Genomic DNA, 21642 nt, shown 5'->3' on the forward strand with positions numbered 1-21642 from the left:
TTCTGCCCACAATACTTGGCTGGCAACGGCCCGGGAAGATAGGTAGCGCCAACACCAAGAAGCGGCAGTTCGTAAGAACTGCCGCTTCTTTTCTTTGGAGGTGCGGTTTGCGAAAGATCATCTTGTATCTTGCCATGAGCCTGGACGGCTTTCTCGCCGACGCGGAGGGCGGAGTGGGCTGGCTGGGGGGTAAGGACCCGGCCTACGAGGGAGATTACGGGTACGGGGCCTTTTATCAGACGGTGGATACCCTGGTCATGGGCTGGAGGACCTACCGCCAGGTGACGACCCAGCTCTCCCCGGGAGCCTGGCCCTATGCCGGAAAGACCAGCTACGTGCTGACACACCGGCGGCTGCCGGATACCCGGGAGATCCGCTTTACGGCCGGGCCGCCTTTGGCGCTGCTGGAGCGGCTGCGGCGGGAGGACGGCGGCGCCGTATGGATCTGCGGCGGCGCAGAGGTGGTGCGGCAGGCGCTGCCGCTGGTGGACGAGCTTCACCTGAGTGTCATGCCCCGGCTGCTGGGCGGCGGCATCCGGCTGTTTCCGGAGGGGGAGGCGGTGCCGCTGCATCTCGCCTCCGTCCGGCAGGAGAACGGCGTGCTGCTGTGCGTCTATACCAAATGAAAAGCGTGCGCCGTCTGTTTTCAGACGGCGCACGCTTCTTGTCAGTCGTAGAGGGGGAAGCGGGCGCACAGGGCGTCCACCTCAGTCCGGACGGTCTCCGCAGAGCCATCGAAGTCCCGGGCCACCTGGCCCATCCAGCGGGCGATCTGGACCATCTCCGCCTCCTGGAAGCCCCGGGAGGTGACGGCGGGGGTGCCCACCCGGATGCCGCTGGTGACGAAGGGCTTCTCCGGATCGTTGGGGATGGCGTTTTTGTTGACGGTGATCTGGACCTCGTCCAGGCGGTGCTCAAACTCCTTGCCGGTGATGTGGAAGTTGCGGACGTCCACCAGCATCAGATGGTTGTCGGTGCCGCCGGACACCAGACGGAAGCCCTCCTGCACCAGCGCTTCCGCCAGGGCGCGGGCGTTTTTCACCACCTGCTGGGCATAGACCTGGAAGGAGGGCTTCAGCGCCTCGCCAAAGCAGACGGCCTTGGCGGCGATGATGTGCTCCAGCGGGCCGCCCTGGGTGCCGGGGAAGACGGCGGAGTTGATCTTTTTGTTCATCTCCTCGTCGTTGCATAGGATCAGGCCGCCCCGGGGGCCCCGGAGGGTCTTGTGGGTGGTGGAGGTCACCACGTCCGCGTAGGGGAAGGGGGAGGGATGGACGCCGCCGGCCACCAGGCCCGCAATATGGGCCATGTCCACCATCAGGTAGGCGCCTACGGTGTCGGCGATCTCCCGGAACTTGGCGAAGTCCAGGGTGCGGGGATAGGCGCTGGCGCCGGCCAGGATCAGCTTGGGGCGGCAGGCCTTGGCGGTCTCCAGCAGCTTGTCGTAGTCGATGGTCTCCGTGTCGTCCGCCACGCCGTAGGGGACGATGGTGAAGTACTTGCCGGAGATGTTGACGGGGCTGCCGTGGGAGAGGTGGCCGCCGTGGGCCAGATTCATGCTCAGAACCGTATCGCCGGGCTGCAGCAGGGCGAAGAATGCCGCCAGGTTGGCGTTGGCGCCGGAGTGGGGCTGCACGTTGGCGAAGTTGCAGCCGAAGAGCTGGCAGGCCCGCTTCCGGGCGATCTCCTCGGTGATGTCCACGGCGTAGCAGCCGCCGTAATAGCGCTTGCCGGGGTAGCCCTCGGCGTATTTGTTGGTCAAACAGGTGCCCATGGTCAGCATCACGGCCTCGCTGACGAGGTTCTCCGATGCGATCAATTCGATGTTGCGGCGCTGACGGCCAAACTCCTCCCGGACGGACGCGCCGACCTCCGGGTCATACTGAGAGATGAAATCCATGGTTTGCTGAATCATGGGAATGCTCCTCCTTCATTTGCTCCATGGGCCAAAGGCCAAATATGTTCTTATTGTACCAAATATCTGATATTTCGCAAGAATGTATTTCGAATACCAGCCATTCCCGCAGGTTATCCCAGGCGGGCGGGGGTGCCGTCCTCATAGAGGCCCCGCTCCGTCAGGACCCAGGGAACGGGATAGTCGTGGGGCTCCAGGGGAATCTCCTCCCGGATCAGCCGTTCCCGGCACAGCAGCACCGTCCCGCCCCGGTAGTGGGCGAGGAAGCGGTCGTAGTACCCGCCGCCCTTCCCCAGCCGGTGCCCCAGGTGGTTGCAGGTGAGGCAGGGCAGCACCGCGAAATCCACCTCGTCCGGCAAAAGGCGGGGACTGTCTGCCGGCGGCTCCGGGATGCCGAAGGCGCCGGGAGTCAGATCGTCCAGGCTCCGGATGTGCCGCAGCTCCATCTGCCCCGGGCCGGTGCACAGGGGCACGCAGAGAATTTTGCCGGTGGCCAGCGCGTCTGCCAGAATGGGGCGGGTGTCGATCTCCCGGGAGGTGCCCACGAAGCAGAACACGGCGCCGGCGGCCCGGTATTCCGGCATGGCCAGGAGGCGGGCGGCGATGGCGCGGCTGGAGCGGGTGCGGTACTCCTCCGACAGGGCGGATTCCAGCCGCCGGACGGCGGCGCGGAGGCGTTGCTTTTCCTCGGCTTTGGTCATGGCAGGGGGTCCTCCTCTTTTTCAGGTTGGGCGGCGCCGAAGACGATGGCGCCGCTGCCGTATTTTCCCCGGATGCGGTCCATGGCCGCCTCCAGCTGCTCCTGGCGCCGCCGCTGGGGGGCGGCAGGGGCGGTGAACAGGTCCACCTGCTCGTAGGCCTCCTCCGCCGCCGCCAGGTGGATGGCGGTGACGGTGAGGGCCCGGATGGGGGCGGGGGGCTTCCACAGCTCCCCCACCAGGGACATGGCGGCGTCCGTCAGGTCCCGGATCAGGTGGGTGGGGGCGGGCAGCTGCCGCTGGCGGGAGAAGTCCCGGAAGTCCGGGGTCCGCAGCGTCACCTGGAGCCCCCCGGCGTAGAGGCCGTGGTGCCGCAGCCGGGAGGCCACAGTGTCCGCCAGCACGGCGATGCCGGATTGGACCTGGGCCCGGGTGGTGAGGTTTTCCGGGAAGGTGGTGCCGTTGCCCACGGATTTCACCGGCTCCGCGTCGTACCGGGAGCGCACCGGCTCGGTGTCCAGGCCGTTGGCATAGTCGTGGAGCTGGGCGCCCAGCTTGCCCATGAGGGATTCCAGCATGGTCCGGCGGCAGGCCGCCAGCTGGCCGATGGTGTCCACCCCATACTGGTGCAGCAGCTTCCTGGCCGCGCCGCCCACAAACAGCAAATCCCCCACCGGCAGGGGCCAGACCAGCGCCTGCCAGTTGTCCCGGGTGATCAGGGTGGTGGCGTCGGGCTTTTTGTAGTCGCTGCCCAGCTTGGCGAAGATCTTGTTGAAGGAGACCCCCACGGACAGAGACAGCCCCAGCTCCTCCCGGATGCGGCGGCGGAGGGCGTCCGCCAGGGCCCGGGGGTCGCCGCCGAAGAGGTGGAGGGTGCCGGTGACGTCCAGCCAGCTCTCGTCGATGCCGAAGGGCTCCACCAGGTCGGTATATTCGTCGTAAATGGCGTTGACCCGCCGGGAGAAGTCCCGGTAGCGCTGGTGGTGGGGCGGCAGCAGCACCAGGTCCGGGCACTTCTTCTTGGCCTGCCAGATGGTCTCCGCCGTCTGGACGCCGAAGCGCTTGGCGGCCTCGTTTTTGGCCAGGATGATGCCGTGGCGGGAGGAGGGGTCTCCGCACACCGCCGTGGGAAATTGCCGCAGCTCCGGGTGGCTCAAAAGCTCCACGGAGGCGTAAAAGCTGTTCAAATCGCAGTGCAGGATGACGCGGTCCATAGCGGGCCCCCTTTCGGCGGAGATGTCCCCTCTATCATAGCACACCTGTTCGGGTTTGCAAAGGGAAAGCGCGGCATGTGTGCACATGCCGCGCCTGAAAAAACTGGAATGCGGATCTCAGAGCTTGCCCATCAGCACCAGGGCAAGCACCACGAAGGTGGCCAGCAGGGCCAGGGAGAACAGCAGGAATCCGGTGTTGAACGTCCGGTCCGCCTTGGCGGCGCCCTGGGCCTCCGGCACCAGCCGGGCCTTGCGCAGGGCGGTGACCACCGGCTTGTAGAGCAGGAGAATCATGGCCATGTTCAGCCCGCCCTTGACCAGGTTGAAGGGCAGGAACACCGGCACCAGCATGGCGGCCACCATCTCCCGGGTGTCCTCCACGGAGGCGCCCGTGGACATATACAGCGGGGTGATGAGGTAGTTCCAAAGGAGCATCACCGCGGTCAGCGCCGCCACGCCCAGGGTCAGGCCGACGACGGCGCCCTTTTTGGTATGGGCCTTCTTATAGACAAAGGCGGCGGTGCAGCAGAAGGCGGTGGTGGCCAGCACGTTCATGATCCAGCCGATTAGGCCGGTGTCGGAGACGGTGAACATCTCCACGGTGGCCACCACGATGGAAATGACGGCGGCGGCTAGGGGGCCGAAGACGAAGCCGCCGATGCAGATGACGGTGTCCTTCACCTCCAGCTGTAAAAAGCCGGAGACCTGGGGCAGCGCCTTACACAGGACCATCACCACATAGGCGATGGCGGTGAGCATGGCCAGGGAGGTGATGGTTTTCACGTTGGTCCGGGCGCGGGGGGCCGCAAGGGCATTGACATTGGGTTCGGACATAAAAAATACACTCCTTTGTTTGACTTGAAAACACCCCGGATGCTTTGGCTTCTCCAAGGTGAACAAGCAACAAAGAAGCGCACCAACGTGCGCGGCTCTGCCGCACTCATCTTCTTCCATCCAGACTATACTGTTGGTCCCGGAGTTTCACCGGGTCAGCGGAAGCCGTATGGCCTCCGGTCGCGGACTGTACCGCCAGTGGGGAATTGCACCCCGCCCTGAAGACAAAGTATTCAGTTGCTTTCTTGGGATAGTATACGACAGGACGGGAGAAAATGCAACCCCCAATTTTTGATTCTTTTTTCAGGTTGAGCTGCTGTCAGCCGGTTTTCTCCATCCTCAATAGGATACAAAAGAAAGGCAGCCGCCCGTTTCCGGCGGCTGCCCGAGAAACTTGGAAGTGATAAGCGCGTCCTTCCGCAAGAGGGCGGATCGGCGCAGGCCAATTGCCATCAGATATCGTTAACAGGCGTTGCGTTACTCGTTCTTGTGAAATGACGAAATGCCGATACATGTCATACCGATTCCAAGCAGAACGATCCCACTTTCTGCGGCTAACTTGTTCAAAACCGAAAGGACTACGACGGCAATTCCCATTGCCAGCGCAACCGCTTTCAAAATTAAATCTATCAGCTCCTTTCGTCTCTTTCGAGGAGCGGATGCATCTTTCTTTAACTGCATAAGTTCATCTACGGAAATATTGAATAATGCCGCCAAATGAGGCAGAGCGTTAATATCAGGACAAGACAAGTCTCTTTCCCATTTCGATACGGCCTTATCCGTCACCCCCATTTTTTCAGCTAATTGTATCTGCGTCATACCATGTTCTTTTCTAAGTTCTGCAATCATCATACCCAGCGTTTTCTTCATGGTTTGATTCCTCAATAAATTGTTTTATGGTGATTACACGGTAGCACGTCTCCTGATACATACGCAACCGACTGAAAGTTTAGCCGGCACTACCATTGGTTTAGGCCAAGGAGAGCGATAACTTTCTATTGGTCGAGTGCGTCTTCTCCGCCCAAGGTGTGCAAAGAAGCCTCCGATTCGGCATGTCCATTTTAACAGACGACCGGCTGATACGCAAGGGAGCCCTCGCAACATGGACAGCGGATTCCTCAGCAGCAGCGATCCAAAAGGGCGGTGTCCGGACGGCGGCAGACGCGGCTCCCGCCACGGATTTCCCAAACGCCTCTTTACAAATGAGAACGGATGTTCTATACTGGGAGCACAATGCGGAGGGGAAGGGAGAACACGCCATGCGGACAAGAGAGGAGACCTGCTGCTTCACCGGGCACCGCCCGGGAAAGCTGCCCTGGCGGTACGACGAGGGGGACCCCCGGTGCCTGGCGCTGAAGGCGCGGATTGCCGGGGCGGCGGAGGCGGCCTATGAGGGGGGCTTCCGCCATTTCATCTGCGGGATGGCCCTGGGGTGCGACCTCTATTTCTGCGAGGCGGTGCTGGCCCTGCGCGGCCGCTGCCCGGGGGTGACGGTGGAGGCCGCCGTGCCCTGCCCCACCCAGGCGGACGCCTGGCCGCTGGACCAGCGGGTCCGCTACCGCACGCTGCTGGATGCCTGCGACTGCAAAACCCTGATCTCCCAGCGGTATACCTCCGCCTGTATGCTGCAGCGGGACCGGTACATGGTGGACCGCGCCGCCCTGCTGATCGCCGTTTTTGACGGCACCGCCGGCGGCACCCGGTACACCCTCCAGTACGCCATGGAGCGGGGGCTGGCGATTGTGGATTTGCCGGTGTAGAAACCGGAGATTTTCTGTCGGCGGAACGGGCGCTTTGGTCTTGTGTTTTTTCGGAAGCCGGGATATAATGAAAAACGTGACTGATCTTCGGTGAAAAACCGAAAAGGGAGGACCTTTATGACAACGAACGAGAAAAAGCAGCTGGCGGTGATGGCCTGCCGCGTGCGGATGGGCGTCATTCGGGGGACCCACGCCGCCAAGGCCGGCCATCCGGGCGGGAGCCTGTCCGCGGCGGACCTGTTTGCCTACCTGTACGGCCGGGAGCTGCGGGTGGACCCCCGGAATCCCCAGTGGGAGGACCGGGACCGCTTTGTGCTCTCCAAGGGCCACACGGCGCCCGGACTGTACGCCGCCCTGGCGCAGCGGGGCTTCTTCCCGGAGGAGGATCTGCTGACCCTGCGCCACATCGGCAGCCATCTCCAGGGCCACCCCAATATGAACCTGACCCCCGGCGTGGACATGTCCACCGGCTCCCTGGGCCAGGGGATCTCCGTGGCCGCCGGCATGGCCCTGGCGGCCAAGTACCAGGGGAAGGACTGCCGGGTGTACACCCTGCTGGGCGACGGCGAGATTCAGGAGGGCCAGGTGTGGGAGGCCCTCATGTTCGCCCACCACTACCATCTGGACAACCTCTGCATCATCATCGACAACAACGGCTTGCAGATCGACGGGCGGGTGGAGGACGTCATGAACCCCTACCCCATTCCGGAGAAGCTGCGCGCCTTCGGGTTCCAGGTGGCGGAGATCGACGGCCACGACTTTGACCAGATGGAGGAGGCTTTCGCCCAGGCGCGGAAGACCAAGGGCGTGCCCTTCGCCATTGTGATGAAGACCGTGAAGGGCAAGGGCGTCAGCTATATGGAGAACCAGACGGGCTGGCACGGCAAGGCCCCCAACGACGAGGAGTACGAGACCGCCATGAAGGAGCTTTCCGCTCAACTGGCAGAAGTGGAGGGAATGTGACATGGCAGACGTGAAAAAGATCGCCACCCGGGACAGCTACGGCAATGCGCTGAAGGAGCTGGCGGCGGAGCACCCGGACCTGATCGTGTTCGACGCGGACCTGGCGGGCGCCACCAAGACGGGGGTGTTCCAAAAGGCCTATCCGGAGCGCCACTTCGACTGCGGTATCGCGGAGTCCGGCATGATCTGCGCGGCGGCGGGGGCCGCGGCCATGGGCCTGGTGCCCTTTGCCTCCAGCTTCGCCATGTTCGCCGCCGGGCGGGCCTTTGAGCAGATTCGCAACAGCGTGGGCTACCCCCATCTGAATGTAAAGATCGGCGCCACCCACGGCGGCATCTCCGTGGGGGAGGACGGCGCCTCCCACCAGTGCTGCGAGGACTTCGCCCTGATGCGCTCCATCCCCGGCATGGTGGTCATGTGCCCCGCCGACGATGTGGAGGCCCGGGCCGCCGTCCGCGCCGCTTACGAGCACCAGGGGCCGGTTTACCTGCGCTTCGGCCGCCTGGCGGTGCCCGTGTTCCACGAGGAGGCGGGCTTCACCTTCCAGATCGGAAAGGGCGAGGTGCTGCGCCAGGGCGGCGACGTGGCTATCCTGGCCACCGGACTGATGGTGGGCGAGGCCCTGGAGGCCGGCAAGGCCCTGGCGGCGGCGGGCATCTCCGCCCGGGTCATCGACCTTTGCACCATCAAGCCCCTGGACGAGGAGCTGGTGCTCCAGGCGGCCCGGGAGTGCGGCCGGGTGGTCACCTGCGAGGAGCACAACGTCATCGGCGGCCTGGGGGAGGCGGTGTGCGCCCTCCTGGCCGAGCGGTGCCCCACCCCCGTTCGGCGCATCGGCGTCAACGACGAATTCGGCCACTCCGGCCCCGCGGCGGCGCTGCTGAAGCAGTTCGGCCTCTGCGCGGAGCACATTGTGGAAGTGACCCGGGCGTTCTGCGGCAAGTAAAGAGAGCAAAAAGACGGGTGCGCCCCTGGGGCGCACCCGTCTTTTCCTTTGCAGAGGGCGCTCAGCCGGCGTCCGGCAGGGCGGCCAGCTCCCGCAGGACCCGCAGCTGGATGGGGATGGCGCAGGCCAGCGTCAGAAGGTCGGACACCGCCTGGGTCATCTGGAGGCCCAGCATCCCGAAGGCGGCGGAGAGCAGCCACACCAGGGGGACGAAGAAGATGCCCTGCCGGGCCATGGCCACGAAGGTGGCGGGGACGGTGCGGCCGATGGTCTGGAGCATCATGTTGCTCATGACAATCCACCCCTGGAAGCAGAGGGTGACGCACTGGAAGCGCAGGGCGGCGGCGCCGCAGTCGATGACCGCCGGATCGTCTCGGAACAGGGCCACCAGCTGGGGGGCGAAGAGAAAGCCCAGAACGCCCACGGCGAGGAGGAACACGGTGGAGGTCTTCACGCAGAACCAGAAGCCCCGCCGCACCCGGCTGTAGAGCTGGGCGCCGAAGTTGAAGCCGCAGACGGGCTGGAACCCCTGGCCGAAGCCGATCATGGCGGAGGCGCCGAACATGGTGATCCGCTGCACCACGCCCATGGCGGCGATGGCGGCGTCGCCGTAGGGCCCGGCGGCCTGGTTGAGGCAGATGGTGGCCACGCTGGCCAGGCCTTGCCTGGCTAGGGAGGGCAGGCCCCCCCGGACGATCATCTGGAAATAGGACAGTTTCAATTGGACCCGGGAGAGATGGATATGGAGGTTGCCGCCCCGGGTGCAGCCCACCAGCAGCAGGCAGAAGCTGACGAACTGGCTGATGATGGTGGCCCAGGCGGCCCCGGCCACTCCCATGTCGAACACGAAGATCAGCAGGGGGTCCAGGCCGATGTTCAGCACCGCGCCGCTGGCGATGCCCACCATGGCGTAGACGGCGCTGCCCTGGAAGCGCAGCTGGTTGTTCAGCACCAGGGAGGCGGTCATCCACGGCGCGCCGTAGAGAATGACCCGCAGATAGGCGGCGGCGTAGGGGAGGATGGTGTCGGTGGAGCCCAGGAGGTAGGCCAGCGGCTCCAAAAACAACTGGCCCAGCAGGCAGATGAGGGCGCCGGCGGCCAGGGCGGAGAAAAAGCCGGTGGCGGCCATGTTGGAGGCCTCCTCAAAGTTGTGCTTTCCCAGCTCCCGGGAGATGAAGTTGCCGCTGCCGTGGCCGAAGAAAAAGCCCACCGCCTGGATGACGGCCATCAGGGAGAAGACCACGCCCACGGCGCCGGTGGCGCTGTTGCTGCGCAGCATCCCCACGAAGAAGGTGTCCGCCATGTTGTAGAAGGCGGTGACCAGCATGCTGATGATGCAGGGCAGCGCCAGGCGGCAGATCAGCCGCCCCACCGGCGTCTCCGTCATCTCAAGAAATTTTTGTTCCTGTTTTTCGTCCATGGTATCCACTCAGCCGCCGTTTCTCTCAAAATTTTACGGGAATTTAACAAATTTTATTATACCACGGCAGTGGGAAAAGGGAAGGGGCTTTTCCCAAAAAGAAGCGGCGTCCCGGGAGAAAACGGGCGGACAAGGCGCGGATGGACGGGGCGGCACATAGGATGGACTGTATCCCGGGGCGGAGGCGTCTCCGGATACAATCTCCAGGAAATGAGGGATTCGTTTTGCGCATCAGTGAAGCCTACGAGCACGAGCCGATTCTTCCCTATCAGGGTGAGGAGTCCTGCCCGTTGAACGGCTGTAATAAAATTGGTACTCAGTGTGTGGATGTCTCCGCTCCGATGACCCTGACCCCCACCGCCACGGTGGGCACTGTCACGGTCTCCTGCCAGGGCACCCCCAGCATCACCTGCGTCACCGACCCGTCCGGCACCAGCTGCACCGTGACCATGACCCAGCAGGTCTGCGTGTCCGTGCCCATCCGCTACGGGGTCACCATGACCACCAGCGAGCCCACCATCGCCTGCGCGGATAGCTGCGTCGGCTGCGGCTGCTGCTGAGGCATCCAGGCCGCCCCTGCCGAAATAGACGGCAGGGGCGGTTATTTTTTTTGGAATTGTGGGCAGATTCCTTCTTGAAAGTACGCTGTAAACCAGATATACTAAACTGATACCTGAGATTCCCATGGAAAGGATGAATACGATGACTGCCTATCCCAAGATGACCGCCCAGGAGCGGAAGGCGGAGTATGCCCGCCTGCAGGAGGAATTCGCCGAGCTGAAGGCCCGGAAGCTGAGCCTGAACATGGCCCGGGGCAAGCCCGGAAAACAGCAGCTGGACATGGTGTCCGACGTGATTTTCAATTTGATGGAAAAGCCGGAGGATTTCATGTCCGGCAATATTGATGTGCGCAACTACGGGGAGATGTCCGGCCTGCCCACCGCCAAGCAGCTCTTTGCGGAGCTTCTGGGGTGCCGGCCGGAGCAGGTGTTCGTGGGCGGCAACTCCAGTCTGCAGCTGATGTACGACACCATCTCCAAGGCCTGTACCCACGGCCTGCTCCACAGTGAGCGGCCCTGGGCCAGGGAGGCGTGCGTGAAGTGGCTGTGCCCCGCCCCCGGCTACGACCGCCATTTCAAGATCACCGAGTCCTTCGGCTTCGACATGATCCCCATCCCCATGACCAGCCAGGGCCCCGACATGGACGCCGTGGAGGCGGCGGTGCAGGACCCGGCGGTGAAGGGCATCTGGTGCGTGCCCAAGTACTCCAACCCCGACGGCATCATCTACTCCGATGAGACCGTCCGTCGCATGGCGGGGCTGAAGCCCGCCGCTCCGGACTTCACCATCATGTGGGACAATGCCTACTGCGTCCACGAGTTCGAGGGGGAGTACGCGGAGTTCCCGGACATCCTCTCCGCCTGTGCCGAGGCGGGCAGCCCCGACATGGTGATGGAGTTTGCCTCCACCTCCAAGATCACCCTCCCCGGCGCCGGCATCTCCTGCTTTGCCGCCTCCGAGGCGAACCTCGCCTATATGGAGAACCTCCTGACCGTCCAGATCATCAGCTTTGACAAGGTGAACCAGCAGCGCCACGTCCTGTACCTGAAGGACAAGGCCCACACCCTGGAGCTGATGAAAAAGCACGCCGCCATCATGGCCCCCAAGTTCCACGCCGTGCTGGACGCGCTGGACACAGAGATCGCCCCCCTGGAGATCGCCGACTGGGAGCGGCCCAAGGGCGGCTACTTCATCTCCCTGAACGCCATGCCCGGCACCGCCAAGCGGACCTGGGCGCTGTGCAAGGAGGTGGGCGTCACCCTCACCGGCGCCGGCGCCACCTTCCCCTACGGGAAGGACCCCCGGGACAGCAACCTGCGCATCGCGCCCTCCCTGCCCCCGGTGGAGGAGCTGGAGCAGGCCATCCAGGTCCTGTGCACCTGCCTGAAAATGGCGGCGCTGGAGAAGCTGGGCGTATGAGATACTACGGCAGCGTCTACCGGCCTCCCTCCGAGGCCTACAGCCTGATCGTCCAGGTGACCTACGGGTGCAGCCACAACACCTGCGCCTTTTGCAGCATGTACAAGGAGAAGCACTTCGCCCTGCGGCCCCTGGAGGAGATCTTGGAGGACTTCCGCACCGCCCGGCAGCTGTACCGCCACGTGGACAAGGTGTTCCTGGCGGACGGCGACGCCCTGGTGCGGAAGGCAGCGGAGCTGTACACCATTCTGGACACCGTCCGGGAGCTGTTCCCGGAGTGCCAGCGGGTCACCAGCTACGCCTCCCCCTCCAGCATCCGCATCCGCACCGACGAGGAGCTGCAAACCCTCTGCGCCAAGGGCCTCACCATGGTGTACATGGGGCTGGAGTCCGGCTGCGACGAGGTGCTGACCCTCATGCGCAAGGGCCACAGCGCGGCGGAGATCGTGGAGATGGGGCAGAAGGTCCGCCGCAACGGCATCGCCCTGTCCGTCACCGCCATCACCGGCCTGGGCGGGCCGGAGCTGCTGGAGCGCCACGCGGTGGACACCGCGAAGGCATTCAACGCCATGAACCCGGAGTACATCGGGATGCTGACGCTGATGGTGGAGCCGGGAACCCCGCTGTACGACTGGCTCCAGGAGGGGAAGTTCCAGCTGCTGGACCAGTCCCAGGTGCTGCGGGAGACCCGCCTTCTGATGGAGCACCTGGACAGCCCCGGCAGCGTGTTCCGGATGAACCACGCCAGCAACTACCTGGTGCTGAAGGGGACGCTGAACCAGGACCGGGAGGCCATGCTGCGCACCATCGGCGCGGCGGAGCACGACCTCAGCCGCCTGCGCCCCGAGGCGTGGCGGGGACTGTGAGAAGAAGAGCCGCGAAGCCCATGGGCTTCGCGGCTCTTTTAACATCCTCAGGCCACCTGCTTGAAGTTGCCCATGGTCTCACTGACGGTGGACACGCAGGCGAAGGCACCGGGGAACTCCGCCAGAATCTCCTGAAAACGGACGATCTGGTGGCGGTTCACCACGCACACCAGCAGGGCGCGGGGGGTCTCGGAGTACATACCCTCCGCCGGGAGGACCGTGACGCCGTGGTGCAGCTCCTGCAAGAGCCGCTGGGCCAGGGCCTCCGCGTCCCGGGTCACCACCTCGAACTTCAGGGCCGTCTTGCCCCCCTTCAAAATGCCGTCGCTGATCCGAGAACTGAGGTAGCAGTAGATGAGGCAGAGGATCACCGGCTCGAACTGGCGGCCGTAGACGAAGAAGGACAGCCCCGCCACCCCGGCGTTCAGGGCGAAGATCACCCAGACCAGGCTGGCCTCCGGGCGCTTTTTCCGCACCCAGGCCGCCACGATGTCCGTGCCGCCGGTGGAGCCGTTCTGGCGGAGGACGCTGCCGTACACCGCGCCGCTGACCACGCCTGCCGCCACCGGCCCCAGAATGGCGGAGGAGCCGCCGTGGTAGGCCAGGGCGCTCCAGTCCATCCGGTTGAACGCCAGGGTGGCTCCGGAGAACACCAGCACAAACAGCAGGCTCTTGCGGGCAAAGTCCGGGTTCAGCTTCCGCCAGGCCAGCAGGATCAGCGGCAGGTTCACCAGCAGGGACAGATAGCCGATGCTGATGTGGAACAGGTATTGCAGCATAGTGGCCAAGCCGTTGATCCCCGCCGGGGCAAAGGCGTTGGGGAAGACAAACAGCTCGTAGCTCACGGCCATCACCACCGCCATCGCCGTCACCAAGGCGTAGCTCCGGAGGGTGGTTCCAAGGGATTTCTTCATGTGATTTCGCTCCCATCTCATTGGTTTCCGGGCCGCAGTATACGCCGGTTTCTCCAAAAATGCAAGGAAAAATGCAAGAAAAATTCTGCATTGCAGGAAAACTTTCCTGCAATGCAGAGCGGCGCTGGGGAAGGCGGCCCAGGCCCGCCGGAGGAGGCGGCGGATGCAGGAGCGGGGGGCCGGGGCATCATGCCCCGGCGGCGTCCATGGACCGCGCCCATGGAGACGGCCCCCCGTCCGGAGACGGGGGGCCGCGTGTGCTCAGAACTTCTTGTCCTGGGCGGTGTCGCAATAGGCGCAGCGGTAGGTGTGCCTCTCCGCGTCGCTGAGGAGGAAGATGGCGTCCAATTGGGGCTCGGAGACGGTGATGCACCGGGGGTTTCTGCACCGGACGATGTTCACCAGCTTCTTCGGAAGCTCCACGTGCTTTTTCTCCACCCGCTTGCCGTCCCGGATGATGTTGACGGTGATGTTGGCGTCGATATAGCCCAGCACGTCCAAGTCCACCTCCATGGGGGAGTCGATCTTGATGATGTCCTTCTTCCCCATGCGGCCGCTGCGGACGTTTTTGATGATGGCCACGGAGCAGTCCAGCTGGTCCAGATGGAGGTAGTTGTAGATGTCCATGCTCTTGCCGGCCTGGATGTGGTCCAGGACCACGCCGTTTTGGATGCTGTCGATGTTCATTGAGTGACCTCCCTTACACCTGGATGCCCAGCAGCTTCATGATGAGCGCCATGCGGATGAACTTGCCGTTTTTCACCTGCTTCCAGTAGGCGGCCCGGGGGTCCCGGTCCACCGCCACGGAAATCTCGTTGACCCGGGGCAGGGGGTGGAGAATGGACAGGTCCGCCTTGGCGCCCTCCAGCTTCTCCGGCGTCAGCACGTAGCTGTCCTTCAGCCGCAGGTACTCCTCCTCGTTGAAGAACCGCTCCCGCTGGACCCGGGTCATGTAGAGGATGTCCAGCTGAGGGATGACGGCCTCCAGGTCGGTGGTCTGGGTGTAGGGGATGCCCCGCTTTTTCAGGGCCTCCTCCTTCACGTACCGGGGCAGCTTCAGCTCCAGGGGGGAGATGAGGACGAAGCGGATGTTGCCGTACCGGCTCAGGGCGTTGACCAGGGAGTGGACGGTGCGGCCGAACTTGAGGTCGCCGCAAAAGCCGATGGTGAAGTCGCTCAGCCGGCCCTTCTCCCGGTGGATGGTGAGCAGGTCCGTCAGCGTCTGGGTGGGATGGTTGTGGCCGCCGTCCCCGGCGTTGATGATGGGCACCTCGGAGAACTGGGCGGCGGCGTAGGGGGCGCCCTCCTTGGGGTGGCGCATGGCGATGATGTCGGCATAGCAGCTGACGGTGTGCACCGTGTCCCCCACGGTCTCGCCCTTGGCGGCGGAGCTGGAGTTGGCCTCGGAGAAGCCCAGCACGCTGCCTCCCAGGGACAGCATGGCGGACTCGAAGGAGAGGCGGGTGCGGGTGGAGGGCTCGAAGAACAGCGTCGCCAGCTGCTTGTGGGCGCAGGCGCTCTGGTAGGCCTCCGGGCGGGCCAGAATGTCCTCCGCCGTGTGGATCAGCTCTTCGATCTCCTCCACGGACAGATCGGTGATGTCAATGATGTTTCTCGGCATGCCGCGCCCCCCTCAGCCGATCCAGCTCTCGTCGGAGGGATTGGCCCGGAATTTCCGCAGCCGCTGGATGTCCTCCGGACGGATGGTGCCCTCATCGGCGGCCACCTGGCACACCGCGTCGAAATTGGAGAGGCTGTAGTTGGTGATGCCCGCGGCCTCCAGCCGGTCCAGCCCCTTTTGGAGGCCGTAGGTGAAGATGGACGCCACGCCCAGCACCTGGGCGCCGGCCTCCCGCAGGGCCTCCACCACCTCGATGCAGCTGCCCGCGGTGGAGATCAGGTCCTCCACCACCACCACCTTGGCACCCGGCTCCAGCTTGCCCTCGATGCGGTTCTGGCGGCCGTGGTCCTTGCTGCCGGAGCGGACGTAGCCCATGGGCAGGCCCATCAGGTGGCCCACGATGGCGGCGTGGGCGATGCCGGCGGTGGAGGTGCCCATCAGCACCTCCACGCTGGGATAGTGGCGGCAGATCAGGTCCACCAGCCCCTCCTCCACGTGGGTGCGGACGGCGGGGGCGGTGAGGGTCAGGCGGTTGTCGCAGTAGATGGGGCTTTTGATGCCGCTGGCCCAGGTGAAGGGCTCGTCGGGCCGCAGAAACACGGCGCCGATGTGCAAAAGATCGTGGGCAATGGTACGTTCCAGGCTCATAGCAGAGTTACCTCCTTGTATTCGGTCGTGATGAGGGATGGGGATGGGCTCAGCCCAGGAAATCCGCCGCGGCGCGGCGGTAGGCGGCCACCGGGTCCTCCGCCTGGGTGATGGGGCGGCCCACCACGATGTAGTCGCAGCCGGACCGGCCCGCCAGCGCCGGGGTCATGATGCGCTTTTGGTCCCCGGCGGCGCTGTCGGCGAAGCGGATGCCGGGGGTGACGGTGACGAAGCCCGCGCCGCACCGCTCCTTCACCAGGGCGGCCTCCAGGGGGGAGCACACCACGCCGTCCAGCCCGCTGGCGGCGGCGTTTTGGGCGTAGGCCATCACGGTCTCCGCCATGGGGGTGGGGATGAGCAGCTCCTCTTTCAGCGCCCGGCCGTCGGTGGAGGTCAGCTGGGTGACGGCGATCAGCAGGGGGCGGGTGCCGTCGGGGCGGGTCAGGCCCTCCAGGGCGCAGCGCATCATCTCTCCGGCGCCGGCGGCGTGGAGGTTCACCATGTCTACGTCCAGGCGGCTGAGCACCGCCATGGCCCGCTTCACGGTGTTGGGGATGTCGTGGAGCTTCAGATCCAGGAAGATTTTGTGGCCCCGGGCCTTGATCTCCCGGACCGCTGCCGGGCCCTCGGCGTAAAAGAGCTCCATGCCGATTTTCACGAAGGGCTTCTCCCCGGCGGGGAATTGGTCCAGGAAGGCCAGGGTCTCCTCCTTGGTGGGGAAATCCAGGGCGATGATGACGTCTTTAGCCATGATGTGCTCCTCCAGTCAGTTCAGAAATGGCGTCCACCCCCAGCCGCTCACAGACGGCGGGCAGGCGTTCAATGATGGTTTTGCAGGCGTAGGGGTCCCGCAGGTTGGCGGCCCCCACCTCCACGGCGGAGGCCCCCGCCAGCATCAGCTCCGCCGCGTCCTCCGCAGAGCTGACGCCGCCGCAGCCGATGATGGGGATGTCCACCGCCTCGTACACGTCCCACACCATCCGCACCGCCACCGGGAACACGGCGGGGCCGGAGAGGCCGCCGGTGCGGTTGGCCAGCAGGGGCCGCCGGGAGGCGAGGTCGATCCGCATGCCCAGCAGGGTGTTGATGAGGCAGATGCCGTCGGCCCCCGCCTCCGCACAGGCCCGGGCGATCTGGGCGATGTCGGTGACGTTGGGGGTCAGCTTCATGAAGACCGGCTTGCCGGTCACGGCTTTCACCGCCCGGGTCACCTCCGCGGCGGCCTGGGGGTCGCAGCCGAAGTTCTTCCCCCCGGCGTGGACGTTGGGGCAGGAGATGTTCACCTCCAGAATGGCCACCTGGGCGCACCGGTCCAGCTTGGCGCAGTTGGCGGCGTACTCCTCCAGAGAGAAACCGCCCACGTTGGCGATGAGGGGGCCCTGGAACAGTCGGGCCATGTTGGGCAGCTCCGTCTCGATCACGGCGTCGATGCCCGGGTTCTGGAGGCCCACGGCGTTCAGCATCCCGCCGGTGGTCTCCGCAATGCGGGGCTGGGGGTTCCCCAGGCGGGCCTCGCCGGTGGTGCCCTTGAAGGAGAAGCTGCCCAGCAGGTTCAGGTCGTACAGCTCCGCGTACTCCCGGCCATAGCCGAAGGTGCCGGAGGCGGGGATGATGGGGTTTTTCAGCGGCACGCCCGCCAGATCGACCGACAGATTCACCATACGATCTCCTCCTTGTACAGGATGGGCCCGTCCTTGCACACCCGCTTGTACCCGTCCCGGGTGGGGACGGTGCAGCCCATGCAGGCGCCGAAGCCGCAGCCCATCCGTGCCTCAAAGCTGAACTGGCCGCCGGTGAGCTGGGGCAGGCCGTGGACGGCCCGCAGCATGGGCAGGGGCCCGCAGGCCAGCACGTAACGGCACTCCGGCACATTGCGGATGCAGTCGGTGACGAAGCCCCGGGTGCCCAGGGAGCCGTCCTCCGTGGCGATGAGCAGCCGGCAGCCCAGGGCGGCGAACTCCTCCAGGTAGAAGGCGTCCCGACCGGAGCGAAAGCCCAGGGCCACCGTGGGGGCCTGGCGCGCCGCCAGCATCCGCCGGGCCAGGCCGTACAGCGGCGCGATGCCGATGCCGCCCCCCGCCAGCACCGGCCGGTCCCCGGCCAGGGCGGCGTCAAAGCCGTTGCCCAGGCCGCTCAGGACGTCCAGCTCCGTGCCGGGCACGCTGCGCACCAGCTCTCTGGTGCCGTCGCCCACCACCTTCACCAGCAGCATCAGGGCGTCCTCCGTCCAGTTGCAGATGGAGATGGGGCGGCGGAGATACCGGCCGGGGAGCTGGATGTTGACGAACTGGCCCGGGGCGGTGATGGCGGAGGTGTCGCCGGAGAGGACCAGCTCGTAGGTGTCCTCCGTCAGCTGCCGGGCGTGTTCCAGGGTGAACAGAGACTGTTTCATAGGGCCGCCTCCTGGTTTTGCAGGTCGCTGTACACGATCTCCCCGCCGCAGACGGTCATGGCCACCGCGGCGCACACGCCCCAGCCGTCAAAGGGGGTGGCGCGGCCCAGGGAGCGGAAGGTGCCGCTGTCCACCATGTGGGGCCGGTTCTGGTCCAGCACGACCAGGTCCGCCGGGGCGCCGGGGGCGATCTCCCCGCCGGGGAGGCCGAAGAGCCGCCGGGGCGTCACGCACAGGGCCCGCAGGATCGTCTCCAGGGGCACCAGGCCCGTCTCCACCAGCTGGGTGTACAGCACGGGGAAGGCGCACTCCAGGCCCACGATGCCGTTGAGGCTGCTTTGGAGGCCGCCGGATTTCTCCGCGGCGGCGTGGGGGGCGTGGTCCGTGGCGATGCAGTCGATGGTGCCGTCCAGCAGCCCCTCCAGCAGGGCGTCCCGGTCCGCGGCGGAGCGGATGGGGGGATTCATGCGGAAGCGGCCCTCGTCCCGGAGGTCCCCGTCGCACAGCAGCAGGTAGTGGGGCCCGGTCTCGCAGGAGACGGGCAGGCCCTCCGCCTTGGCGGCGCGGATCAGCGCCACGGACTCCCGGGTGGAGATGTGGCACAGGTGGTAGCGGCAGCCGGTCTCCCGCACCAGGCGCAGATCCCGCTCCACCTGCCGCCACTCGCTCTCGGAGGGGTTGCCGGTGAGGCCGTGGGCCTTGGCGTAGGCCCCGTCGTGGACGCACCAGCCCTTGGGCAGGAGGGACTCGTCCTCGCTGTGGGCCACGATGGGCCTGTCCAGGGTTTTGGCAAGGCGCATGGCCTGGCGCATCCGCTGGTCGGACTGGACGCCCCGCCCGTCATCGGAAAAGCCCACGGCGTAGGGGGCCATGGCCGCCAGGTCCGCCAGCTCCTCCCCCCGCTCTCCCCGGGTGATGGCGCCGTAGGGGTAGACGTGGACCCGGGCGGAGCGCCGGATGGCCTCCAATTGGACCTGGAGGGTGGGCAGGTCCTCCGGCACCGGCTTCAGGTTGGGCATGGCGCACACCGCCGTGTAGCCCCCGGCGGCGGCCGCCGCCGTGCCGGAGGCGATGGTCTCCTTATAAGAAAAGCCAGGCTCCCGAAGATGAACGTGGACATCAACGAAACCTGGAACAAGAAGACGGTTATGCAGTTCAATGACGGAAAAGCCGTCCCGGGGGAGGGAGGGGGAAACGGAAACAATACGGCCCTGGTCGATGGCTACGTCAGCAGTTCGGAACGCGCCGTCCAGAAACACGGCCCCGCCGGTCAGCAGCAGACTCATTGGAGTTCTCCTTCCTCGTGTAGATTCATTCGACATATTATATTATCGGAAACGGCGGCCCTTGTCAACGGGAATTCCAAAATGCGCCCGTAGAAAAAGCGGGCCGTGCGGCCCGCTTTTTTGGGAGTCTGCTCAGGGCTGGGGACACCGGGGGCGGCAGTTCATCAGGGATTCGTAGGTCTGGGACAGCCCCGGCCAGTCCACCAACTGCCACCAGCTCTCGAAGTAGTCCCCCCGGCGGTTCTGGTATTGGAGGTAGTAGGCGTGCTCCCACACGTCGCAGCACAGCAGCGGCTGGAGGGGGAAAGGGGTGTCCTGGTTGGGGGTGGTGCGGATGGAGAGGGTGCCGTCCCCGTCGGCGGCCAGCCAGGCCCAGCCGGAGCCGAATTGCCCCAGGGCGGCGGTTTTCAGGGCGGATTTCAGCCCCGTCAGGTCCCCGAAGCACCGCTTCACCGCCCCGTCCAGCAATCCCGTGGGGGAGGAGGTGGGGGTGGGGGCCAGGGTGCGGAAATAGAGGTCGTGGTTGTACACGCCCCCGGCGTTGTTGCGGATGCCCTGGCGGATGCTGTCCGGCAGGGTGTTCCAATCCCGGCACAGCCGCTCCAGCGGCCAGCTCTGGAGGTCAGGCGCGCTCTCCAGCAGCCGGTTCAGGTTGTCGATATAGGTGGCGAAGTGCTTGTCGTGGTGGAAGTGAAGGGTCCGCTCGTCCAACTGGGGCAGCAGGGCGTCGTACCCGTAGGGCAGGGGCGGCAGGGTAAAGGGATAATGTTGTTCCATGATGCAGCGTCCTTTCTGGCATGTTGCCAACAGTATATGCAGTTTCCCCGCTTTTTATTGCAAAAAGCACCGCCCCCGGAGGGGCGGTGCGGCTGATCGAAAGACGGGAGTGGGGCCGGGAGGGGCGGAAGGGCGCGTGGGGGCGGCAGTCCGCCGCGCATGTTGGCATCCCCTTGCGGAGCAGGGAGTGGAGGTGCAAAACGGCAGATGCCTGGCCCGCGGAAGCGGGCCGGGCATCGCTGGGCATCGGTCGGTCCAGGTCGCTGGAGCCAGGGCGATCACCGCCGCCAGGTCTGCGGCGGGTTCGTCCAAGGAGAGGCCGCCGGTGATATTTCAAATAGGCGCCGCAAGCGGACCCCTTAGCCCGACCCGCTTTTCCAGCACCGCCAGCAGCAGACCCGGTTGTAGAAAAGCCGTTGCTGGTACGGCGGGGATCGCCGCCGGCGGAGCCCACCAATCCGGCGGTCGGGAATGTCCGAAGGGCGTTTTTGCCGTCCCCCACACCGCTCCTCCGGAGATGGTGCACCGGCCAACGGGCCTGGGACATCGTTCAGCGAAATGCGCGGCGAAGCGCGCTTGGCGGAGGAGCTGCCGGGCGGACCGAACACAGCCCCGGCCCGGTCCCCCTCGGCCCTGCCGGTTCAGCAGTGACCGCAAGTGTGGCCCTCGCCGTGGCCGCCGCAGACGTGGTCCTCGCCGTGGTGGTGGTCGCAGGTGGCGTCCTGGACGCAGGCCAGGGTGCCCGCCAGCAGCTCCGCCACCCGCTGGTCCGCGTCGCCGGTGCAGCCGGCGTACAGCCGGATGCCGGCCTCCGCCAGAGCCGCCTGGGCCCCGCCGCCGATGCCGCCGCAGATCAGGCAGTCCGCCCCCTGGGCCTGCAAGAAGCCGGCCAGCGCACCGTGACCGCTGCCGTTGGTGGGCACCACCCGGGAGGCGGTCACCGCGCCGTTTTCCACGTCGTAGAGCTTGAACTGCTCCGTGTGGCCGAAGTGGCCGAAGACCTGTCCGTTTTCATAGGTAACTGCGATTTTCATATGTCTGCTTCCTTTCCTGTTTCCGGGGAGCACCCGCCGCAGCGGCCGCCGCCGCAGCCCTTCCGGGGGCAGAGGGCATAGCTGCCACCGCCGATTTGCAGCGGCCGCCCCTCCACCAGGAAGACCGACAGCTTCCGCCGGGCCTGGGCGTAGATGCGCTGGACAGTGGTTCGGGCCACGCCCATCCGGGCGGCGGCCTCCTCCTGGTTCAGCCCCAGGTAGTCCATCAGCCGGAGCGTCTCATACTCCTCCACCGTCAGGGCCACCGCCTCCCGGCCCTCCGGACGCTCCGGGGAGAAGCGGCAGTGGAGCGGGAGCTGGCAGACCCGGCGGCATTTGGCAGTTCGCGGCATGGTGTCCCTCCTCTATTTTGA

The 21642-nt window shown here is 65.5% G+C and carries 24 protein-coding genes and 1 riboswitch; of the genes, 7 read left to right on the forward strand and 17 right to left on the reverse strand.

All coding sequences use genetic code 11. The annotated features are described in order from the left end of the window. The first annotated feature begins 107 nt into the window (after positions 1 to 107). On the forward strand, positions 108 to 626 hold the full coding sequence (locus tag QZS21_RS02510) for a dihydrofolate reductase family protein (protein ID WP_295579826.1): 519 nt from the start codon (positions 108 to 110) through the stop codon (positions 624 to 626). A gap of 41 nt (positions 627 to 667) precedes the next feature. Here QZS21_RS02510 and glyA read toward each other — a convergent pair whose 3' ends face one another. From glyA to QZS21_RS02535, 5 genes are all read right to left on the reverse strand, one after another. After that, positions 668 to 1915: a serine hydroxymethyltransferase gene (glyA, locus tag QZS21_RS02515; protein ID WP_295579828.1), complete on the reverse strand. Its 1248-nt coding sequence runs from the start codon at positions 1913 to 1915 to the stop codon at positions 668 to 670. 113 nt (positions 1916 to 2028) lie between these two features. Then, entirely contained in the window at positions 2029 to 2616 is a 588-nt protein-coding gene (locus QZS21_RS02520) for a 5-formyltetrahydrofolate cyclo-ligase (RefSeq protein ID WP_295579830.1), read from the reverse strand. Then, positions 2613 to 3827, reverse strand: a complete 1215-nt coding sequence (gene dinB / locus QZS21_RS02525; RefSeq protein ID WP_295579833.1) for a DNA polymerase IV — start codon at positions 3825 to 3827, stop codon at positions 2613 to 2615. The genes QZS21_RS02520 and dinB overlap by 4 nt, the downstream gene beginning before the upstream one ends. A gap of 117 nt (positions 3828 to 3944) precedes the next feature. Further along, a complete protein-coding gene (locus tag QZS21_RS02530) occupies positions 3945 to 4661 on the reverse strand; it encodes an ECF transporter S component (protein ID WP_295579836.1) in 717 nt (238 codons plus the stop codon). Between the two features lie 104 nt (positions 4662 to 4765). Further along, a riboswitch (FMN riboswitch) is annotated at positions 4766 to 4891 on the reverse strand. A gap of 247 nt (positions 4892 to 5138) precedes the next feature. Next, on the reverse strand, positions 5139 to 5531 hold the full coding sequence (locus QZS21_RS02535; protein WP_295579839.1) for a helix-turn-helix domain-containing protein: 393 nt from the start codon (positions 5529 to 5531) through the stop codon (positions 5139 to 5141). Between the two features lie 389 nt (positions 5532 to 5920). On the opposite strand from QZS21_RS02535, the gene QZS21_RS02540 reads away from it, so the two are divergent. From QZS21_RS02540 to QZS21_RS02550, 3 genes are all read left to right on the forward strand, one after another. Beyond that, a complete protein-coding gene (locus QZS21_RS02540) occupies positions 5921 to 6421 on the forward strand; it encodes an SLOG family protein (protein ID WP_295579842.1) in 501 nt (166 codons plus the stop codon). 117 nt (positions 6422 to 6538) lie between these two features. Next, complete coding sequence (locus QZS21_RS02545) at positions 6539 to 7384, forward strand: transketolase (protein WP_295579845.1); 846 nt, start codon at positions 6539 to 6541, stop codon at positions 7382 to 7384. 1 nt (position 7385) lies between these two features. After that, complete coding sequence (locus QZS21_RS02550) at positions 7386 to 8330, forward strand: transketolase family protein (RefSeq protein ID WP_295579847.1); 945 nt, start codon at positions 7386 to 7388, stop codon at positions 8328 to 8330. A gap of 61 nt (positions 8331 to 8391) precedes the next feature. Here the strand turns inward: QZS21_RS02550 and QZS21_RS02555 are convergent, their stop codons facing one another. Further along, positions 8392 to 9750, reverse strand: a complete 1359-nt coding sequence (locus tag QZS21_RS02555; protein WP_295579849.1) for an MATE family efflux transporter — start codon at positions 9748 to 9750, stop codon at positions 8392 to 8394. Between the two features lie 224 nt (positions 9751 to 9974). On the opposite strand from QZS21_RS02555, the gene QZS21_RS02560 reads away from it, so the two are divergent. From QZS21_RS02560 to QZS21_RS02570, 3 genes are all read left to right on the forward strand, one after another. Next, a complete protein-coding gene (locus QZS21_RS02560) occupies positions 9975 to 10310 on the forward strand; it encodes a hypothetical protein (protein ID WP_295579851.1) in 336 nt (111 codons plus the stop codon). Positions 10311 to 10452: 142 nt separating this feature from the next. Next, positions 10453 to 11730 (forward strand): aminotransferase class I/II-fold pyridoxal phosphate-dependent enzyme, encoded by a 1278-nt coding sequence (locus tag QZS21_RS02565; protein WP_295579853.1) that lies wholly within the window; start codon positions 10453 to 10455, stop codon positions 11728 to 11730. Beyond that, positions 11727 to 12596: a radical SAM protein gene (locus QZS21_RS02570; protein ID WP_295579856.1), complete on the forward strand. Its 870-nt coding sequence runs from the start codon at positions 11727 to 11729 to the stop codon at positions 12594 to 12596. Before QZS21_RS02565 ends, QZS21_RS02570 begins: the two co-directional genes overlap by 4 nt. 47 nt (positions 12597 to 12643) lie before the next feature. Here QZS21_RS02570 and QZS21_RS02575 read toward each other — a convergent pair whose 3' ends face one another. The 11 genes from QZS21_RS02575 to QZS21_RS02625 form a co-directional block, all read right to left on the reverse strand. Further along, positions 12644 to 13510 carry a YitT family protein gene (locus QZS21_RS02575; protein WP_295579858.1) on the reverse strand — a complete coding sequence of 289 codons (867 nt, stop codon included), beginning with the start codon at positions 13508 to 13510 and terminating at the stop codon, positions 12644 to 12646. Between the two features lie 261 nt (positions 13511 to 13771). Further along, the gene (locus QZS21_RS02580) at positions 13772 to 14197 is read right to left on the reverse strand and encodes an aspartate carbamoyltransferase regulatory subunit (RefSeq protein WP_295579860.1); all 426 of its coding nucleotides are present in this window, start codon (positions 14195 to 14197) and stop codon (positions 13772 to 13774) included. Between the two features lie 13 nt (positions 14198 to 14210). After that, complete coding sequence (gene pyrB, locus QZS21_RS02585; RefSeq protein ID WP_295579862.1) at positions 14211 to 15131, reverse strand: aspartate carbamoyltransferase; 921 nt, start codon at positions 15129 to 15131, stop codon at positions 14211 to 14213. Between the two features lie 12 nt (positions 15132 to 15143). Next, on the reverse strand, positions 15144 to 15779 hold the full coding sequence (pyrE, locus tag QZS21_RS02590; protein WP_295579864.1) for an orotate phosphoribosyltransferase: 636 nt from the start codon (positions 15777 to 15779) through the stop codon (positions 15144 to 15146). A gap of 49 nt (positions 15780 to 15828) precedes the next feature. Further along, positions 15829 to 16530, reverse strand: a complete 702-nt coding sequence (pyrF, locus tag QZS21_RS02595) for an orotidine-5'-phosphate decarboxylase (RefSeq protein WP_295579867.1) — start codon at positions 16528 to 16530, stop codon at positions 15829 to 15831. Next, positions 16523 to 17440 carry a dihydroorotate dehydrogenase gene (locus QZS21_RS02600; protein WP_295579869.1) on the reverse strand — a complete coding sequence of 306 codons (918 nt, stop codon included), beginning with the start codon at positions 17438 to 17440 and terminating at the stop codon, positions 16523 to 16525. The genes pyrF and QZS21_RS02600 overlap by 8 nt, the downstream gene beginning before the upstream one ends. Next, positions 17434 to 18171, reverse strand: coding sequence for a dihydroorotate dehydrogenase electron transfer subunit (locus QZS21_RS02605; protein WP_295579871.1), 738 nt, complete (start codon positions 18169 to 18171; stop codon positions 17434 to 17436). Before QZS21_RS02605 ends, QZS21_RS02600 begins: the two co-directional genes overlap by 7 nt. Continuing rightward, positions 18168 to 19457 carry a dihydroorotase gene (locus tag QZS21_RS02610; protein ID WP_295579873.1) on the reverse strand — a complete coding sequence of 430 codons (1290 nt, stop codon included), beginning with the start codon at positions 19455 to 19457 and terminating at the stop codon, positions 18168 to 18170. Before QZS21_RS02610 ends, QZS21_RS02605 begins: the two co-directional genes overlap by 4 nt. Before the next feature lie 132 nt (positions 19458 to 19589). Next, a complete protein-coding gene (locus QZS21_RS02615) occupies positions 19590 to 20234 on the reverse strand; it encodes a superoxide dismutase (protein ID WP_295579875.1) in 645 nt (214 codons plus the stop codon). A gap of 641 nt (positions 20235 to 20875) precedes the next feature. Further along, entirely contained in the window at positions 20876 to 21268 is a 393-nt protein-coding gene (locus tag QZS21_RS02620; protein WP_295579877.1) for a NifB/NifX family molybdenum-iron cluster-binding protein, read from the reverse strand. Then, positions 21265 to 21621 (reverse strand): DUF134 domain-containing protein, encoded by a 357-nt coding sequence (locus QZS21_RS02625; RefSeq protein ID WP_295579879.1) that lies wholly within the window; start codon positions 21619 to 21621, stop codon positions 21265 to 21267. Before QZS21_RS02625 ends, QZS21_RS02620 begins: the two co-directional genes overlap by 4 nt. Between the last annotated feature and the right edge of the window lie 21 nt (positions 21622 to 21642).

It is taken from the genome of uncultured Oscillibacter sp. (assembly GCF_900544955.1).
Taxonomy (GTDB): Bacteria; Bacillota; Clostridia; order Oscillospirales; family Oscillospiraceae; genus Oscillibacter.

Excerpts from the sequence above, each read along its gene's own strand:
- QZS21_RS02520 (WP_295579830.1), bottom strand. The coding sequence starts at position 2,616 with ATGACCAAAGCCGAGGAAAAGCAACGCCTCCGCGCCGCCGTCCGGCGG.
- QZS21_RS02580 (WP_295579860.1), bottom strand. The coding sequence starts at position 14,197 with ATGAACATCGACAGCATCCAAAACGGCGTGGTCCTGGACCACATCCAG.
- QZS21_RS02550 (WP_295579847.1), top strand. The coding sequence starts at position 7,386 with ATGGCAGACGTGAAAAAGATCGCCACCCGGGACAGCTACGGCAATGCG.
- QZS21_RS02605 (WP_295579871.1), bottom strand. The coding sequence starts at position 18,171 with ATGAAACAGTCTCTGTTCACCCTGGAACACGCCCGGCAGCTGACGGAG.
- QZS21_RS02575 (WP_295579858.1), bottom strand. The coding sequence starts at position 13,510 with ATGAAGAAATCCCTTGGAACCACCCTCCGGAGCTACGCCTTGGTGACG.
- QZS21_RS02625 (WP_295579879.1), bottom strand. The coding sequence starts at position 21,621 with ATGCCGCGAACTGCCAAATGCCGCCGGGTCTGCCAGCTCCCGCTCCAC.
- pyrB (WP_295579862.1), bottom strand. The coding sequence starts at position 15,131 with ATGCCGAGAAACATCATTGACATCACCGATCTGTCCGTGGAGGAGATC.
- QZS21_RS02600 (WP_295579869.1), bottom strand. The coding sequence starts at position 17,440 with ATGGTGAATCTGTCGGTCGATCTGGCGGGCGTGCCGCTGAAAAACCCC.
- QZS21_RS02570 (WP_295579856.1), top strand. The coding sequence starts at position 11,727 with ATGAGATACTACGGCAGCGTCTACCGGCCTCCCTCCGAGGCCTACAGC.
- dinB (WP_295579833.1), bottom strand. The coding sequence starts at position 3,827 with ATGGACCGCGTCATCCTGCACTGCGATTTGAACAGCTTTTACGCCTCC.
- glyA (WP_295579828.1), bottom strand. The coding sequence starts at position 1,915 with ATGATTCAGCAAACCATGGATTTCATCTCTCAGTATGACCCGGAGGTC.
- pyrE (WP_295579864.1), bottom strand. The coding sequence starts at position 15,779 with ATGAGCCTGGAACGTACCATTGCCCACGATCTTTTGCACATCGGCGCC.
- QZS21_RS02535 (WP_295579839.1), bottom strand. The coding sequence starts at position 5,531 with ATGAAGAAAACGCTGGGTATGATGATTGCAGAACTTAGAAAAGAACAT.
- QZS21_RS02530 (WP_295579836.1), bottom strand. The coding sequence starts at position 4,661 with ATGTCCGAACCCAATGTCAATGCCCTTGCGGCCCCCCGCGCCCGGACC.
- QZS21_RS02555 (WP_295579849.1), bottom strand. The coding sequence starts at position 9,750 with ATGGACGAAAAACAGGAACAAAAATTTCTTGAGATGACGGAGACGCCG.
- QZS21_RS02565 (WP_295579853.1), top strand. The coding sequence starts at position 10,453 with ATGACTGCCTATCCCAAGATGACCGCCCAGGAGCGGAAGGCGGAGTAT.
- QZS21_RS02540 (WP_295579842.1), top strand. The coding sequence starts at position 5,921 with ATGCGGACAAGAGAGGAGACCTGCTGCTTCACCGGGCACCGCCCGGGA.
- QZS21_RS02545 (WP_295579845.1), top strand. The coding sequence starts at position 6,539 with ATGACAACGAACGAGAAAAAGCAGCTGGCGGTGATGGCCTGCCGCGTG.
- QZS21_RS02620 (WP_295579877.1), bottom strand. The coding sequence starts at position 21,268 with ATGAAAATCGCAGTTACCTATGAAAACGGACAGGTCTTCGGCCACTTC.
- pyrF (WP_295579867.1), bottom strand. The coding sequence starts at position 16,530 with ATGGCTAAAGACGTCATCATCGCCCTGGATTTCCCCACCAAGGAGGAG.
- QZS21_RS02615 (WP_295579875.1), bottom strand. The coding sequence starts at position 20,234 with ATGGAACAACATTATCCCTTTACCCTGCCGCCCCTGCCCTACGGGTAC.
- QZS21_RS02610 (WP_295579873.1), bottom strand. The coding sequence starts at position 19,457 with ATGAGTCTGCTGCTGACCGGCGGGGCCGTGTTTCTGGACGGCGCGTTC.